This window comes from Corynebacterium minutissimum (assembly GCF_016889765.1).
GTDB classification, from domain to species: Bacteria; Actinomycetota; Actinomycetes; order Mycobacteriales; family Mycobacteriaceae; genus Corynebacterium; species Corynebacterium minutissimum_B.
Genome location: NZ_CP069533.1, coordinates 1,809,330 through 1,825,746 on the forward strand (window position 1 = coordinate 1,809,330; position 16,417 = coordinate 1,825,746).

General features: G+C 60.5%; 15 protein-coding genes. 9 read left to right on the top strand and 6 right to left on the bottom strand.

Annotated elements, in window-relative coordinates; all coding sequences use genetic code 11:
- Window positions 1–6: 6 nt before the first annotated feature.
- Entirely contained in the window at window positions 7–1,089 is a 1,083-nt protein-coding gene (locus I6J26_RS08510; protein WP_115021236.1) for a YhjD/YihY/BrkB family envelope integrity protein, read from the top strand.
- 4 nt (window positions 1,090–1,093) lie between these two features.
- Window positions 1,094–1,903, top strand: coding sequence for an RDD family protein (locus tag I6J26_RS08515; RefSeq protein ID WP_115021237.1), 810 nt, complete (start codon window positions 1,094–1,096; stop codon window positions 1,901–1,903).
- On the opposite strand, the gene I6J26_RS08520 is transcribed toward I6J26_RS08515, so the two are convergent.
- Window positions 1,878–3,104: a D-alanyl-D-alanine carboxypeptidase family protein gene (locus I6J26_RS08520; RefSeq protein WP_115021238.1), complete on the bottom strand. Its 1,227-nt coding sequence runs from the start codon at window positions 3,102–3,104 to the stop codon at window positions 1,878–1,880. The two genes, I6J26_RS08515 and I6J26_RS08520, sit on opposite strands and share 26 nt — an antisense overlap.
- 39 nt (window positions 3,105–3,143) lie before the next feature.
- Here I6J26_RS08520 and I6J26_RS08525 point away from each other — a divergent pair, with 39 nt between their 5' ends.
- Window positions 3,144–4,004: an adenosine deaminase gene (locus I6J26_RS08525; RefSeq protein WP_181815334.1), complete on the top strand. Its 861-nt coding sequence runs from the start codon at window positions 3,144–3,146 to the stop codon at window positions 4,002–4,004.
- 21 nt (window positions 4,005–4,025) lie between these two features.
- Here I6J26_RS08525 and I6J26_RS08530 read toward each other — a convergent pair whose 3' ends face one another.
- The 3 genes from I6J26_RS08530 to I6J26_RS08540 are packed head-to-tail and all read right to left on the bottom strand — an operon-like array spanning window position 4,026 to window position 6,429.
- A complete protein-coding gene (locus I6J26_RS08530) occupies window positions 4,026–5,264 on the bottom strand; it encodes a hypothetical protein (protein WP_115021240.1) in 1,239 nt (412 codons plus the stop codon).
- A gap of 11 nt (window positions 5,265–5,275) precedes the next feature.
- Window positions 5,276–6,145 carry a C40 family peptidase gene (locus I6J26_RS08535; RefSeq protein WP_115024230.1) on the bottom strand — a complete coding sequence of 290 codons (870 nt, stop codon included), beginning with the start codon at window positions 6,143–6,145 and terminating at the stop codon, window positions 5,276–5,278.
- Complete coding sequence (locus I6J26_RS08540; RefSeq protein WP_115021241.1) at window positions 6,145–6,429, bottom strand: hypothetical protein; 285 nt, start codon at window positions 6,427–6,429, stop codon at window positions 6,145–6,147. The genes I6J26_RS08535 and I6J26_RS08540 overlap by 1 nt, the downstream gene beginning before the upstream one ends.
- A 61-nt stretch (window positions 6,430–6,490) precedes the next feature.
- On the opposite strand from I6J26_RS08540, the gene upp reads away from it, so the two are divergent.
- The 3 genes from upp (at window position 6,491) to I6J26_RS08555 (ending at window position 9,909) form a co-directional block, all read left to right on the top strand.
- Window positions 6,491–7,126, top strand: a complete 636-nt coding sequence (gene upp / locus I6J26_RS08545; RefSeq protein ID WP_039673948.1) for a uracil phosphoribosyltransferase — start codon at window positions 6,491–6,493, stop codon at window positions 7,124–7,126.
- Between the two features lie 104 nt (window positions 7,127–7,230).
- Complete coding sequence (locus tag I6J26_RS08550; protein WP_395858287.1) at window positions 7,231–8,427, top strand: M20 family metallopeptidase; 1,197 nt, start codon at window positions 7,231–7,233, stop codon at window positions 8,425–8,427.
- 57 nt (window positions 8,428–8,484) lie between these two features.
- On the top strand, window positions 8,485–9,909 hold the full coding sequence (locus I6J26_RS08555; RefSeq protein WP_039673950.1) for an NAD(P)H-quinone dehydrogenase: 1,425 nt from the start codon (window positions 8,485–8,487) through the stop codon (window positions 9,907–9,909).
- A gap of 18 nt (window positions 9,910–9,927) precedes the next feature.
- On the opposite strand, the gene I6J26_RS08560 is transcribed toward I6J26_RS08555, so the two are convergent.
- On the bottom strand, window positions 9,928–10,722 hold the full coding sequence (locus I6J26_RS08560) for an Ltp family lipoprotein (protein WP_115021242.1): 795 nt from the start codon (window positions 10,720–10,722) through the stop codon (window positions 9,928–9,930).
- A 121-nt stretch (window positions 10,723–10,843) separates the two neighbouring features.
- Window positions 10,844–12,151, bottom strand: a complete 1,308-nt coding sequence (locus tag I6J26_RS08565; RefSeq protein WP_115021243.1) for a short-chain fatty acyl-CoA regulator family protein — start codon at window positions 12,149–12,151, stop codon at window positions 10,844–10,846.
- 169 nt (window positions 12,152–12,320) lie between these two features.
- On the opposite strand from I6J26_RS08565, the gene prpD reads away from it, so the two are divergent.
- The 3 genes from prpD (at window position 12,321) to I6J26_RS08580 (ending at window position 16,328) form a co-directional block, all read left to right on the top strand.
- Entirely contained in the window at window positions 12,321–13,832 is a 1,512-nt protein-coding gene (gene prpD, locus I6J26_RS08570; RefSeq protein ID WP_115021244.1) for a 2-methylcitrate dehydratase PrpD, read from the top strand.
- Window positions 13,833–14,765: a methylisocitrate lyase gene (gene prpB / locus I6J26_RS08575; RefSeq protein ID WP_115021245.1), complete on the top strand. Its 933-nt coding sequence runs from the start codon at window positions 13,833–13,835 to the stop codon at window positions 14,763–14,765.
- Between the two features lie 99 nt (window positions 14,766–14,864).
- A complete protein-coding gene (locus I6J26_RS08580; protein WP_115021246.1) occupies window positions 14,865–16,328 on the top strand; it encodes a DDE-type integrase/transposase/recombinase in 1,464 nt (487 codons plus the stop codon).
- Window positions 16,329–16,417: the final 89 nt, after the last annotated feature.

The window sequence follows — 16,417 nt, forward strand, 5'->3', positions numbered from 1 at the left end:
GTGCCCGTGGCACCAACGACACGCACTGATGAGAAGAAGACCGATGAATACGGTATCGAGCGCGCGCATGCCGATGAACCGGGTGCGGTAGACAAGGTCCGTGAGAAGTCTGGCTTCATCGACCACATTATGAAGATGCTGGACCGCTACGGCAGCCAAGGCGGCAACCAGTTTGCCGCGGGTATTACCTACTTCTCGGTTCTGGCTATCTTCCCGATTTTCATGCTCGTTGTCGCCGGTGTGGCTACGGTGCTGGCCAACCGCCCAGACTTGATGCAGCAGCTGGAAGAGCAGATTGCCAACTCTGTTTCGGGTGATCTTGGTGATTCCATTACTGAGCTGCTGAAGACGGCCATCGATCAGCGCGGTGCCATGTACGGCATCGGTGGTCTGACCACCCTGTGGTCCGGCTTGGGCTGGATGAACAACCTGCGTATTGGCATTTCCGCCATGTGGATGCAGGATCCCAATGACGCTCCGGGCAACTTTGTGACCAAGAAGCTCAGTGACCTGCTGGGTCTTATCGGCCTGCTTCTTGCTTTGGTGGTTGCGTTCGGCGTTACCGCGGCTGGTTCTTCTGGTCTGACCCAGAAGGTCTTCGAATGGGTAGGCATTGAAGCCTTCCCCGGCATGGATGCGGTGCTTGTTGTGGCAGGTATTGTCATTGGTCTCATCGCGAACTTCCTTGTCTTCTGGTGGATGGTGGCCTTCCTGCCGCGCACCAAGGTGCCCACCAAGTCTGGTCTCATTGGCGCGCTTATCGGCGCTGTGATCTTTGAGGTCCTGAAGCAGCTATCCACCGTCATCATGTCCTCAGCGACGGGTAACCCAGCGGGCGCGGTCTTTGGACCGGTCATCGTCCTCATGGTTGTCATGTACCTGGTGTGGCGCGTTGTGCTCTATGTATCTGCTTGGACCGCCACCACCGAGGAATCCCTTGAGTTGCTCGAGCCGCCTGTCCCAGCTCAGGCAGTCATCCGCGTTCGCAACGAAATCAAGAAGGGCCCGAGCACGGGCGTGACCCTGGGCGCAGGTGCTGCCCTGGGTGCGGTTGCTGCCAGCGCTGTGGCCCTGTTCCGCCGAAAGTAGGCTCGTGCTTCCCGAAACCCCTGCACCGAATCTGTATACCCACTTCACCCTTGAGCCACAGGCGACGTCGAACGAACTAGGCGTGCAGCTCGCGGCAGCCGATACCAACCTCGAGGACATCGGCTACATCCCCGAGGACGTCGAGCGCCAGGAGATAGCGGTGGCCGCCCGCATTCTGTGCGAGCCTTCGTCCCGCGCCACCTACGATCAGGGATTGGGCAGCGGGCGCCAGCCGACGTGGCGCCAACTGGAAGAGTTCGCGGAAACCGGGCGCTGGCGCACAGAAGCTCCGAGTACAGACGCTTCGAGTACACAAGCTTCCAGCGCAGAAAGCTTTAGCCCCGAATCTCAGCCGGTTTCTATCGACCCCAGCCCGGCTCCGTCGCACGATTCCCAGCGCGCTACCCCCGGCAACCGCGTGCTCATGGCAATTCTCGATTACATCATTGCAGCCGTCGTCGTCTCAGCCGTCGTGAGCTTTGGCCTCTCTGATCCCAATGCGCACGCCGCCCTCGTGATGGGGGCATCCAGCCTGTTTACAGTGGCCTACTACCTTGTTTCCGAGGTCTACCTCGGTGCTACACCCGCAAAGCTGATCGCTGGTTACACCGTCCGTGACGTGACAACACACAAGAATCTCTCCTGGCAGCAGAGCATTAAGCGCAACTGGTGGCGCGTGGCCTCCCTGGTGCCGCTCATTGGACCACTTGTGGCTTTCGTTGGCGCGCTTTACGTGGTCACCACCATTGGCCCCAAGAACGCGCTGCGCGGCCAGCACGACATCATGGCTAACGCCGAAGTAGTGAAAAAGTAGCCACTACCACCACGAGCAAGGCGACGAGCCCCGCCACCATCCAACCGATCCAACCCTGCGAATCTTCGAACGATGAGGATGAGCGGGGCTGAGTCGTTTCTGGGGCCTCGGTAGGGGTAGGCGGAGTGGGCGTCGGAACGACTGTGGTTTCCTCAGCCGCCTGCGCTGAGAAATCCTCCAGCTGGCCTACGCCATGACCGGGGGTGACGGTGGAGGATTCGTCGAGAAGCATCTGCGCCTGCTCCCAGGCCCTAAAACCGTGATCGACGGTGGTGTCCAAGATGACGGCCTGCAGGCGGCGCCCGTCGCGATCAATGGCACCGACGAAGGTGTGCTGCGCGTCCTCGGTATATCCAGTTTTGCCGCCGATGCCATCAGGGTCATTGAGATAGAGCCCGTTGTCATTCCAGAGCTCGTAGCCGGGCATCTCGCCCCAGCCAGGAAAATCCACGTGTTCGGTATCGACGATGCGCGCAAAGGTGTCATTGGCAAAAGCCTCGCGATAGATGAGCGAGATATCCGCGGCAGATGTCGACATCCCCGCCGCATCGAGCCCTGAATAGCTCGCCGCGACGGTGGAGCGCGTGCCAATCTCGCGGGCCTTCTCATTCACCTTGCGGAGGGTGTCCTCGTCGCCACCTAGCGCGGTTGCCAGAGCATGTGCGGCATCGTTGCCTGATGCCATGAGCAGGCCCTGCAACAGTTGCTCCACCGTGTACGTACCTTCCGGCCCAATACCAACGGCGGAACCTTCAACAGAAGCGTCTTCCAGCGTGGCGGTAATGCGCTGGTCCAACGGGAGCTCCTCAATCACCACGAGCGCCAGCAGGGCTTTAATGATCGACGCCGGGCGGTAGCGCCCATTGGGATCTTTCATTGCGATGATTTCACCCGTGTCGAGGTCACTGACCATCCATGCTGAGGCCACAACGTCTTTGTTGACCTTAAAACCACGCGGCGCCGTGACCCCGCAGGCGGCGCCGTCCACCGGCGGCAGAGGAGTAGGCGTGGCCTGACCGGGGGCGAGCTCCTCAGAGGTCGTGCTCGGCTCGGCCGGGACGAGCGAGTGCGGGCAGGAATCAGTATCGGGTGCTGTGGTGCGGGTGGGCAGGGACGAAGATGTCTCGTCGGATTCCTCCGCGTACGCCGGTGGGGTGATGAGCAGCGTGAGGGTAGCGATAAGCGCGGAGACATGTTTCATAACGTGCTTAATCCTAGACCCCGCCCTAGGATGAACCCCATGCATGACGCACCTTTGATTAGCCCCGAAAACAAGGACTCTGGAGCCGAAATTTTTGCCTCCCTGCCCAAGGTCACGCTGTTCGTACCGCTGCCGGCGGACGCTTCCACCCCGGAGGAGCTGCGCGCGGCCACTCGTTCCGTGGTGCAGGCGCTTGTCGACGACCACGTGGTCTACGCCGAACTCCGCCTCCCCGCCGACTCGTTCCCCTTCTCACGCGATGAGGCCTTGGCGGCAGCCGCTGAGGGTCTTGAGGTACCGGGGATCGATGCGCGACTGGTTGTCCACGGCGATGCTAGTGAGCATGCGGCGGGCGTGGTGCTTAGCGATCTCACCAAGGCTCCTGCGCTGCGCGAGGAGTTTATTCCGTGGGACTTCGATGCCACGTCCTATGACGAGGCGGTGGCGGCCGTGCGTGCGGGTGCCACCCGCCTTGTTCACGCGACGGATCTCATTGATGATTTCAGCGCTGACCTTGATGGTGTTCGCCCAGGTAAGGCGTCGGGATGGGTACGTGATCGCCGCATTGCTCTGACTTTCGCGCCTCTTGAGGAGCTTCCGGCCGAGGAGCTCGCCGACCACCCCCTGCCGCTTTTGCAGCAGCTCGGCTTCACTTGCACCGTCGCGGGCAACAAGCTCAGTGATGTCTTCGTGGCACTCAGTGAGACCTTTGGTTACGGTCTCGAGGAGTTCTTCGACCTGACCATCAAGGCCATCGAGAATTCCTTCGCCAGCGAGGAGGACCGCCAGCGCCTCATCGAACAGGAAATCCTGCCCGCGTACGAAAAACTCGCGGACCCGGAGTTTGCTGAAGACGCTGACGTTGCAGACGATGAAGAAGACCTCTCCGCCACTGACTAGGTGCTGATTTTTAGGCGCTCATTAGAAGCGCGAGAAGCGCTTCGTCAGCATCTCCTCCAGGCCTTTCCATGACTCCGCGTGCTCGGTGTAGGGCTTGGAGGGAACGTAACCTGCGTGCTCGGTGGAACCCAGCATGTAGCCCAGGTAATCCTGGAAGCGTGGGTTCTGCAGCATGTAGGAGTTGATGGAATCATCGCCAGCCCAGTCGGCGGCATCGGCGCAGATTTCATAGCAGCGGCCCATCTGGTCGCTATCGACAGACTCGGGGCCCTTCTCAATGTCACGGACGATGCCATTGAAGGTGTACTGGTTATCGGGGTGAACGGTGACCTCGAGCTCGCCCGCGTTGGCTGCAGCAACGACTTCTTCCCAGGTGGAAACCTTTGCTAGGTCGTGGTCATCGTTTTCCATGATCCAGCGGGTAAGCACCTTGGAGGTGGGGAAGGTGAAGATTTCGCCCCACTTGCCCAGGAAGACTGGCTTGCCATCCAGGTAGGTGCGCAGGGTGTAGACCGACTTCTGGTTAGCGGTGATCTTTACCGGGTCGATACCGGCGGCAGCCCACGGGGAGCTGTCATATGGGTCAGCTGCCTCTGCGGCGGCCTTGCGATCTTCCTCAGCCTTCTTGCGAGCTTCGGCGGCAGCCTCCGTGGCCGCGGAGATGCGGGTAGCCGCGTTCGCCGTTGCATCCTCGGCAAAGTCAGAGGAGGGCACGATCTTGACTACCTTGTCGAGGTCCTCAATAACCCCGCGCCAGTTCGCATGAATGACACTGCCCAGTCCAGACCACTCGTTCAAACCTGCGTCACCGGCGTAATGATCCGCGCCGCGCGCAGGGTTGCGCAGAATAGAGTGCGAGGCAAAGAAAATGACCGTGTGCTCTGCGGCGGAGACTTCGGCGAGCGCGTGCGCAACCTCCAAGCAACGAGCTACCGAGGATACGTTCTCGTGGCTGGGGCGGCCTGCCAGGTATTTCGGCATTCCGACGAGGTCATAGACGTGCTTCTTGACCGGCACGACTCGGTCCGCAGCCTGGGAGTTAAAGACTTCCCACTTGGGGTGGTCAAGCAGGTCATGCTTCTTGTCCGACTCGAGGAAGCACAGCATGTCGGCTTCGGTATGGAACAACAAGACCGACTCATCGTCGCCAAGGAAGGCTTGCCATTCGGAACCATTCTGACGCCACTTCGGCGCCCATAGGGTATAGAAATCGCCTTCAGACAAAGAGAGCTGGATGGGGACAATCGCGCGTGTGTTCATGGGGAAACAGTCTACCCTGTGGGCCTCCAGAAGCCTTTGAAAGCCATCCCCATGTTGTTGGTGCGCAGTGGTCCAGTCTGTACCGGGCTGCCCGCTTCAACGATCTGTCCGTCGCCGGAGTACATGGCGACGTGCCCATCCCACACCACGAGGTCACCTGGCTGTAGCTCTTCGGCGCTGACTTGCCGGCCCACTGTTTGGCTTTCCGCGGTCCGGGGCAGCTCCACTCCGGCTTGCCGCCACGCCCACTGCGTCAGTCCTGAACAATCGAAGTTCCCGTTGCCCGTTCCTCCCCATCCATAGGGCGTTCCCACCTGTGATAGGGCTGCCTGTGCTGCGGCCTGTCCCTGCTCGGAACCGCCTTCGACTGCAGGTTCCCTAAGTGCATGGCGCGCCACGGTGACATCGGTGCTGTCCTGACGGCCGCGGACTGCGGGCCGTACGGCACGCTGACCGATCGGCACTAGGGGAGCGGCTGCCTGGAGTAGTTCTCCAGCAAGGCGTTTGATGCGCACCATCGCTTTGCCTATGTACTCCATGGCCAGAGCCTGCAGTGCGGAACGCGCAGCGGCCTGAGCAGCCGGGTTGGGGACAAGCAAACCTAGGGCGAGCGGAAGGCCGCGCTGCAAAAGCTCAAAACCCAGCCCTACGAGGTCCCGGATGGTTGCTGAAATCAAACTCCGCGCGGAGCCCAGTGCCGAATGCACGGTGGAGATGTCTTCGGTGGCCTGCCGGGAGACGTCGAAAAGCGCCTGCGGATCTCCATGCGCAATCTCCGCCAAGGGGCCCGCTGCAGTGAGGTCCGGTACGGTGGGCAATCCCACATTGGGTAGCTGTGCTGGCTGCATCCGGGCGATCTGGGCAATAGCTGATTCCAACATCACAGACCCCCACACGCGCTGGCGAGCGCATGATCGGCATCCTCAGCCTCACGCGCCATGCGGAAACTAGACTCCGCCACCGCAGTGGCATCGGCTCTGACCTGGGTAAGCCGAGCAGACAGGTTCTCTAAGGCTGCATCGAGTGCACTCGTAAAACCCTGTAGGACGGGGTCATTCGGCAACACAGGAGGGGGAGTAGGGGAGTCTTGAGAGGCCTCAACAAGCTCGTGCGCCAAGCGGCGCGTGTATTCGGTATCAATGGCAAAGGTATCGAAGTCAGTCATGTCCTATTAGACTGCCCAACCTGCCAATCGGTTCCCGCCCAACTCTTATAGAGTGGTGGACATGGATATCCACGTTGTAGACCACCCCCTCGCCACATCCCGTCTCACCCTTATGCGCGATGCCCGCAGCGATAACGCCGCTTTCCGCGCTGCCCTGCGTGATCTCGGCGCCATGCTTGTCTACGAGGCAGCCCGCGACCTTCCCGTTGAGCATTTCGACTGCACGACTCCCGTTGCAACTGCGGACGGCACGCGCCTGCAGGATCCGCCGATTGTCGTCCCCATCATTCGCGCTGGCCTGGGCATGGTCGACCCGGCCCTGTCGATGATTCCTGATGCCCAGGTGGGATTCATTGGCATGGCGCGTGATGAGACGACGCACCAGCCGGTCCCGTACCTTGAAGCCTTGCCGGAGGATCTCAGCGGTCGCAGTGTTTTCGTTGTCGATCCTATGCTCGCCACGGGTGGCTCCCTACTGCATTCCCTCAAGCTGTTGGCAGATCGCGGTGCCACGGATATCACCGCCATTTGTATGGTCTCCGCGCAGCCGGGCGTTGATGCCCTCGCCAACTCTGGCCTGCCGGTTCGCCTCGTGACTGCGGCTATCGACCCCGAGCTCAACGACGATGCCTACATCGTTCCAGGCTTGGGCGACGCTGGTGACCGCCTGTACGGTCCGCGCAATATCGATCTTTAAAAGTCACCCTGGGAAACCGCAGACCACTCAGTATATCTAGTGTCTGACCTGCCCGACTAACTGAACCGCATGGTCTAGTTGTAGACTCTTCCCCATAGAAAACCATGGAGGAGGAAGCAGTGATCTCAGATTATGTGAGTGAGTGGTTCACCAACCACCGCGCAGAGGTCATCGCGTGGCGCCGTCATATTCACCGTCACCCGGAAACCTCCAACAATGAGGTGGAAACCACTCGCTTCCTCGCCCGCACCCTGCGTGAGTATGGCCTGGAGCCGCAGCTTTTCCCTGAGACCGGACTCATGGTGGACATCGGCCCTGACACGGAACTTGGCCGTTTGGCATTCCGTGCGGATATCGATGCCCTTCCGGTCACCGAGGTCACCGGGCTCGAGTACACCTCTGAAGTACCCGGCGTTATGCATGCGTGCGGCCATGACATCCACACCACCATTGCGTTGGCCACTGCCTGCGCGTTGGCTGATTTCCACCGCGAGCACCCCCTCGACTTCGGCGTCCGAGTGATCTTCCAGCCCGCTGAGGAAGTGTGGGTTGGCGGTGCCACCGACGTTATTGAGTGGGGTGCGCTTGAGGGTGTGAACTCCATCTTCGCCGTCCATGTCGAGCCCAAGCTTCGCGTCGGGCGCATTGGCGTTCGCGCGGGCGCTATCACTTCCGCCACCGATGTCCTGGAAATTAACGTGACTGGCCCGGGTGGTCACACGTCGCGCCCGCACCTCTCGGCGGACGTCGTCTATGCGCTGGGCAAGCTCCTGACTGATTTGCCGGGGCTATTGTCGCGACGCGTTGACCCCCGTACCGGTACGGTGTTGGTCTTTGGCCAGGTCAATTCGGGATATGCCCCGAATGCCATTCCGGAGACCGGTACCGTATCGGGCACCATGCGCACCGCGGACATTGGCATCTGGCGTGAGATGCAGACTCTGTTCTCTGAACTCGTGGATCAGGTTCTGGCACCACTGGGCGTTGAGCACGAGTTGGTCTACCACCGTGGGGTTCCGCCGGTGCTGAACGACGATGTCTCGACCGCCCTCCTCGCCAGCGCCGCCCAAGCCATCGACCCACAAGCCGTGGTCCAGGCGCCTCAGTCCTCCGGCGGTGAGGATTTTTCCTGGTACCTAGAAAAGGTTCCCGGCTCCATGGCCCGTCTGGGCTGCTGGTCTGGCGAAGGTGAGCAGCACGATCTCCACATGGGCGATTTGGCTCCAGACGAGCGTGCAATCGGCGTGGGCATCAAGCTCTTCGGGTCGGTGGCGGAACAATTCGCCAACGTGGAGGATTAGGGCCTTAAGCATTAGACTGTGACACGGATTTCCCAGAATTTAATTTAAGGAGCGACATTGTCACAGGAAGCCCCCCGCATCGTAATCATTGGTGGAGGCCCCGCTGGCTACGAGGCCGCGACTGCCGGCGCCAAGTACGGCGCACATATTACGTTGGTTGAGGAACAGGGCCCTGGTGGCTCCTCCGTTCTTTTGGACTGCGTTCCCTCGAAGTCCTTTATTGCAGGCGCCAATATCCGCACCGACTTCCGCCGCGCGGATGACATGGGCCTGAATCACGAGCTCGGCTCGCTGCAGCTCAACCTGCAGGCGCTCAATGGGCGCGTGCAGGCGCTGGCCGCTAATCAGTCCCGTGACGTGCGTGCGGGCCTAGAAAAGATCGGCGTTCAGGTTATCGATGGCCGTGCCGCATTCTCCGAAGACCAGCACGGTGTGAAAGGTGCAGCTCACAAGGTCGATGTCACCCATAAGGATGGCACCACCGAAACCCTTGAGGCGGACCTTGTCCTCGTTGCCACCGGTGCCACCCCACGTATCCTGCCGGGCGCGCAGCCGGATGGCGAGCGCATCCTGACCTGGCAGCAGGTCTATGACCTCAAGGAGGAACCGGAGCACCTCATCGTGGTCGGTTCCGGTGTGACCGGTGCGGAGTTCGTCTCTGCCTTCGCCGAGATGGGCGTGCGCGTGACCATGGTGGCGTCCCGCGACCGCATTCTGCCGCACGACGACGCCGATGCTGCCGACGTCCTCGAGACCGTCCTGGCCGAGCGTGGCGTGGAACTGGAGAAGAACTGCCGCGTGGAGACCGTCTCCCGTACTGAGGATGGCAACGTCGTGGTCAAGACCCAGGACGGTCGCGAAATCCACGGCTCCCACGTCATCATGTCCATCGGTTCCATCCCGAATACCAAGGACCTAGGCCTGGAACATGTTGGAGTGGCCACCACGAAGTCCGGTCACATTGAGGTCGACCGCGTCTCCCGCACCAACGTTGCTGGTATTTACGCCGCTGGTGACTGCTCCGACCTGTTCCCGCTGGCTTCCGTTGCTGCGATGCAGGGTCGTATCGCGATGTATCACTCCCTGGGTGAGGGCGTGTCCCCGCTGCGTCTGAAGACCGTGGCCACCGCCGTGTTTACCCGCCCGGAAATTGCAGCTGTGGGCTTTACCCAGGCTGAGATTGAGGCCGGCGAGGTTGCTGCCCGCACCGTCATGATGCCGCTGAACACTAACCCGCGCGCCAAGATGCGCTCGCTGCAGCACGGCTTTGTCAAGCTCTTCTGCCGTGCGACCTCCGGCCGCGTCATCGGTGGCGTGATCGTTGCCCCGACTGCCTCCGAGCTCATTCTGCCCATCGCGGTCGCCGTGACCAACCAGCTCACCGTGAACCAGCTGGCAGATTCCTTGGCGGTCTACCCGTCCCTGTCCGGCACCATCACCGAGGCCGCCCGCCGCCTGGTTGCCCACGACGACCTGGAGTAGAGCTTCCTATTCCCCGGCTTAGAGGCCCAGCGTGCTGACCGCATGCTGGGCTTCTTCCATAGTGAACTTCTCGCCGTACTCGCTGGTGAGTTGCTCGAGCAGCGCCGGGCCCGACATGGGCATCATCTCTTGGTAGTTGTTTGCTGCTTCGACGGCCTCGGCCATCCAGTCACCGTTTACTGAATCGACGGCGTACTGAGCCTGTTCTGGAGTAAAGCTGTCGCCGTATTCAGAGGTGAGCTGGTCATAGAGCTTGGCTTTAGAAAAGGCGGAGAAGTCAAGATAGTTTTCTGCGGACTCGAGAGCTTCAGCATTCCAGTCCACGTCGAGCTGATCCATCGCGTACTGTGCCGCCTCGGGGGAGAATTGCGAGCCGTAGTCGCTCGTGAGCTGGTTATACAGCTTGGCTTCGGAGAAAGCTGAAAAATCCAGATAGCGCTTCGCTGCGCGTAGCGCATTCGTGCAATCCTGAGGCACTGCTTCATCATTGCTGTCATCGCCGGCATCATTGCCCGAAGTTGAGTCTAGTTCAGCTGCGGCGTTAGTGATATCAACCGTCGGGGTGCTCAGTTCGGCGTCCAGCGATTCGGTAGCCGTGATGCTGGTGCGTAGTTCCGGTGCGGCGGTGTTTGAGGAATCGCCATCAGAGCCTGCGTTGAGAGTGGCGCTGCCAAGTACGAATACTGCGAGTGCGCCCGCACCCCATTTGAGGCAGCCACCCTTCTTCTTTTTCTTCGGTACTGGCTGCTTCGGTGTTGGCTGCTCTGGGGTTGGTTCCGAGGGGAACTGCGGAGCTGCATATGGGTTGGACATGAGAGTAAACCTCCTGCGTTAGAGAGAGACAGAGGCTCGGCGCGGTGCCGAACGAGTTCTATCTTGGCAAGCCCTCTGGACATGGCCGCAGGAAATTCGAAAGCCTAGGCGAAAAGGCGTACTAGGAGGTGGCGTAGGCAGAATCGGGAGAGACGTTGAGGTCGAGGCTGACAGGTCTGCCTGCCTGCGGGAAAGCGCGCTGCGGGCAGGCAGGGCGTGGGCACGCGGCGCAGCCGGGGCCGATGGGGGTGGCTTCGGACGGGGAGTGGTTCAGGGCGTCGGCGTAGACGACGCGGTCGGCCTGAGAGATGTCGCAGCCAAGGCCCACGACGAATTCTTTACGTGGTGTGCCCCACGCTTGTGCTTGGCCTTGAACGAAGCGCGCGATCCAGAGGTAGGTGTGTTCGTCTGGCATGGAGGCCACTTGGCGCGTGATGCGGTTGGGGGTTTCGAAGGCGCGGTGGACGACCCACAGGGGACAGGAGCCACCGCTGCGGGCGAAGTGGAAGGCGGTGGAGGATTGGCGCTTGGAAATGTTGCCCGCGCGGTCGGTGCGGATAAAGGAGAAGGGGACACCGCGGTGGCCGGGGCGCTGTAACGTCGATAAGCGCTGCGCGGTGGTCTCGAAACCGGTGCCGAAGGCGTTGGCGATGACATCAATGTCGTAGCGCGTCTCTTCCGCGGTGGCGAGGAACTGGGTATAGGGCATGGTCACGGCGGCGGCGAAGTATTGGGCAAGGCCGAGTGTGCCGATGGCTTGGGCTTCCTCGCCGGGGAGCTCGGCAACGAGCTCGGCGCAATGCTCGGGGTAGGCCAACAAGCAGTACTGGAGTGCCATTTCAAAGACAAGTTGGGCCTCAGAGAGGCCAGCGCGCAGCTGCAGTTCGCGGTCGCGGAAGGTGCGGCGGCGTGGGGACGGGGAGGAGAATCGTGTGCTGACACCGAACTCCTCCTGCAGAAGGGAGGCGAGGCGGCCACGGCGCAGGACGCGGTCGCCGAGGAGCTCCGATAGTTCCTCGGCGGCGACGTCAAGACTATGAACGTAGTTGTGTGCGTCGTAGAAGAAGTCCCGGACAGCCTCGAAGGGGCCGGTTTCCGCTGGGGTGTGGGTGGCGGCGTCGACAAGCCGGGGCAAAAGTTCGGGGAAACGTCCGCTGAGGTCGGTAAGCGTTGCCTCAGGCGCCTCGGGGAAAAGTTGGCGTAGCTCGGCGAGGGCCCGCAAGTCACGGTCGCCGGCAAAGTACGTGGAGTCAACGTCGAAGCGCTGCGTGAGCTGCATGAGAACAGTGACCGTAAGGGGACGTTGATCGTTTTCCAGTTGATTGAGATAGCTCGTGGACAGGCCAAGTTGCTTGGCCATGGCCGCTTGAGTGAGCCCGCGTTCCTTGCGCAGCGCGTGGATTCTCGCCCCCGCGTAGTGCTTTGTCATTTCTCGAATCCTCCGAAAATGCCGCATGAACTGCATGTTCCACAAGTTTCGCTAATAACGCAAAGACTTGCAACAGATTTCCACAGTTTACACATGTGGCGGACCGCACGCGTGAATAACTAGTGTGATGGCTATCGCAGTCGCAGTCATTGCCTAGGAGGAGAACACGTTGATTAACCACGAAGTACGGACCCACAAGTCCGCCGAAGACTTTCCCATCGAAGAGCATCTCGCACACAAGATTGCCAAGGTAGCCGCCGATCCCGTCGAGGTTCCGGCCGAGACCACCGAGATGATCATTAACCGCATCATCGACAACGCCAGTGTTGCTGTGGCCTCAGCTACGCGTCGCCCTGTGACCTCGGCGCGAGTGATTGCGCAGGCCCATGAGACGTCGGAAAGCGGCGCCACCATCTTCGGCGTTGACGGTACCTACTCCGCCGAGTGGGCAGCATTGGCAAACGGCACCGCCGTGCGCGAGCTGGATTACCACGACACCTTCCTTGCTGCGGATTACTCCCACCCAGGCGATAACATCCCGCCGATTCTCGCCGTGGCTCAGCACAAGGGCCTGACCGGCAAGGACCTTATCCGCGGCATCGCCACCGGCTATGAAATCCAGGTCAACCTGGTCAAGGGCATTTGCCTCCACGAGTGGAAGATTGACCACGTGGCACACCTTGGCCCGTCCGTCGCCGCGGGTATCGGCACCATGCTGAACCTAGACGTGGACACCATCTACCAGGCCATCGGCCAGGCACTGCACACCACGACCGCCACGCGCCAGTCCCGCAAGGGCCTCATTTCCTCCTGGAAGGCCTACGCCCCAGCGTTTGCCGGCAAGATGGCCATTGAGGCGGTAGACCGCTCCATGCGCGGCGAGGGTGCCCCGGCCCCGATTTGGGAAGGCGAAGACGGCTTCATCGCCTGGATGCTCCACTCCCCGGAGCGCACCTACACCGTCCCACTGCCGGCTGAAGGCGAAGAAAAGCGCGCCATCCTGGACACTTACACCAAGGAGCACTCCGCGGAGTACCAGGCACAGGCCCCGATCGACATGGCCTTCGCACTCAAGAAGACTCTCGCGGAGAAGGGCCTGAAGACGGAGGATATCGAGTCCATCGTCCTCCACACTTCGCACCACACGCACTACGTCATCGGCACCGGCGCCAATGACCCGCAGAAGATGGATCCGAACGCCTCCCGCGAGACCCTGGACCACTCCATCATGTACATCTTCGCCGTGGCCCTCCAGGACGGTGAGTGGGATTACGAGACCTCCTACTCTGACGAGCGCAAGCACCGCCAGGACACCATCGACCTGTGGCACAAGATTTCCACCGTTGAGGATCCAGAGTGGACCCGCCGCTACCACTCCAACGATTTGGAGGAGAAGGCATTCGGCGGCAAGGCTGTCATCACCTTCAAGGACGGCACCGTGATTGAGGATGAGCGCGCGGTGGCCGACGCCCACCCGCTCGGCGCCCGCCCCTTCGGCCGCGAGGAGTACATCAACAAGTTCAAGAAGTTGGCCGCGGGCAAGGTTTCTGAGGAGGAGCAGGAGCGCTTCCTTAAGGCTGCGCAGGACCTAGAGAACCTCACGGACCTTAGTGAGCTCAACGTTCGCCTCACCGACGAGGCCATCGCTACCGCACCTGAGACCCCGAAGGGACTGTTCTAAATGGCTGGCCTGTTTGGTTCCACTATCAGCAATGCGGACAAGCGCAAGAGCTTTCGCGAGGCGCTGAACGCACCAGAAATCACCACGCTGCCGGGCGCGTTCAATCCGCTCACCGCGCGTCTTATCCAAGACCTTGGTGGCTTCGGCGGCGTCTACGTCTCCGGCGCGGTGCTGGCTAACGACCTGGGTCTCCCGGACATTGGACTGACCACGTTGACCGAGGTAGCGCAGCGCGCCGGGCACATCGCCCGCGCCACGGATTTGCCGGTGCTTGTCGACGCCGACACTGGCTTCGGCGAACCCATGTCCGCCGCGCGCACGGTCGCCGCGCTGGAGGACGCTGGCCTGGCCGGCTGCCACCTCGAAGACCAAGTCAACCCGAAGCGCTGCGGCCACCTCGATGGCAAGGAAGTGGTGCCGACGGATCTCATGGTTCGTCGCATCACCGCCGCCGTCAACGAGCGCCGCGATGAGAACTTCATCATCTGTGCCCGCACGGATGCCGCCGGTATCCACGGCATTGATGACGCTATCGAGCGCGCCAAGGCCTACGCCGATGCCGGCGCGGACCTCATCTTCACCGAGGCCCTGTACTCGCCCGAGGACTTCGAAAAGTTCCGCGCCGCCGTGGATACCCCACTGCTGGCCAACATGACGGAGTTCGGCAAGACCGAGCTGCTGTCGGCTAAGCACATCGAAGACTTGGGCTACAACGCCGTCATCTGGCCGGTGTCCACCCTGCGCGTGGCCATGGGCGCTACTGAGGAATTCCTGCGCGACATGCAGGAAACCGGACTGCAATCCGAAGAGTGGCTCGAGCGCATGCAGCACCGCTCCCGCCTCTACGAGCTGGTGCGCTACGACGAGTACAACGCCTTTGACCAGAGCGTGTTCACGTACTCCAAGGACAGCTACAAGCCCACTTTTGACTAATACTGTGATGTCTAGCGACTTTTTGGACACGGAGTCCAGGATGTTTTTGGACGGGATGTCTAGTGGCTTTTTGGACGTTTGCGGCGGTGGAATAGCCGGATGGCTATTCCATTGCATAAGCGTAGAAAGGTCGCAGATTTCGATCCCGTTCGTGACGGCAAGACGGTCACACAGTTTTGCAAAGAATTAGGAATCTCGCGGCAGACGTACCACAACATCAAAAGCCGGATAGCGCAGAAGGGTCGCGCAGGTATTGTGCCTGATTCGACTGCCCCGAAGAATCCGATTAAGAAATTTAACGAGGCCGATAAAATCGCAGTCGTCCACGCCAGGCAGGAGTTGATGGAGCAAGGCTTGGATTATGGGCCTTGGTCGATCTACTACTTCTTGTTTGACACTGTAGGCCCAGATTCCACACCGTCGCGTTCTACAATCGCCTCGTGGCTTCATGAGCTGGGATTTGTTGATGCCAATGCCCGCAAACGGCCACGCAGCTCCTATAAGCGCTTCGCCCGTGATCTCGTCGGTGAACTCTGGCAAATCGATGGACTGGTCTACCGCCTCTTTGACCATGCCCACACACATGTCACGATTTACCAGATTATCGATGATGCCAGCAGATTCGATGTCGGAACCACAGCGTTCGCTCTGCCAGAAAACGGTACTGATGCCCGCGCCGCACTGGCCGCAGCGTTCGCCGCCTACGGCAAACCTCAAGAAATCCTTTCCGACAATGGCGATGCGTTCGCCACCTATCACCGTGGTTTTCTCTCTGCTACTGAAACTTGGCTCGCTAGCCAAGGTGTACTTGCTATTGCTGGTTTCGCCCCGACAACCCAGGGAAAAGACGAACGCTCTCACCGCACGTTGACCCAGTTCCTCGATGCACGCCACCCAGTTTGCCTTGCTGAGGTCAACACATATCTGGCTGAATATCGCCAGGTCTACAACGAACGACGACGGCACCAATCACTGCTGGTCGGCAAAATGCACATCACACCACGCCAGGCCTTCGATACCTTCCCCAAGGCACCATCACCTACACATCCACTCGATCCCGAGCAGGTCTGGGCCCGCGTAGTCGCCTATAACCAAGCGCACAATCCACACGCTGTATCCGAAATGCTAAACGGCCCCGCGGAAGCGGCAACTTCACACGAGGCCTGCACCGATGACATGGCAGCTTTGCAAGGCATACCTCCCACCGATACCCCCACACTAACGGCGCCGACGACAAATTCAACAAACCATTGGGGTATCCCAGACCAGCTCTGCGTAAGCAAAGACGGCGTTGTACGCGTGTGCGGCTTCGGTCTCTACATTGGTCTGAGGTTTAAAAACCGCAGACTCTACTCCACAGTCACAGCCGAAAACGTTGCGGAGTTCTACACGGCCCATGACGGTGAATTCCTCTTCAGCGTGCCCCTGCCGATCACGTTGAGCCACAGACCACCAGGTGGCCAGATCAACATCAACCTCGTTGAAGGAATGAAACACCGCCAACCACCACGGATGAACCCGAAACTATCCAAACCCCGGCCGAAACGCAGGCCACAACCATAAACCGCTAGAAGTGTCCAAGACCTCCATGGACTCCGTGTCCAAAAAGACACCGGACTCCATGTCCAAAAACCCTATGGACATAACAACTT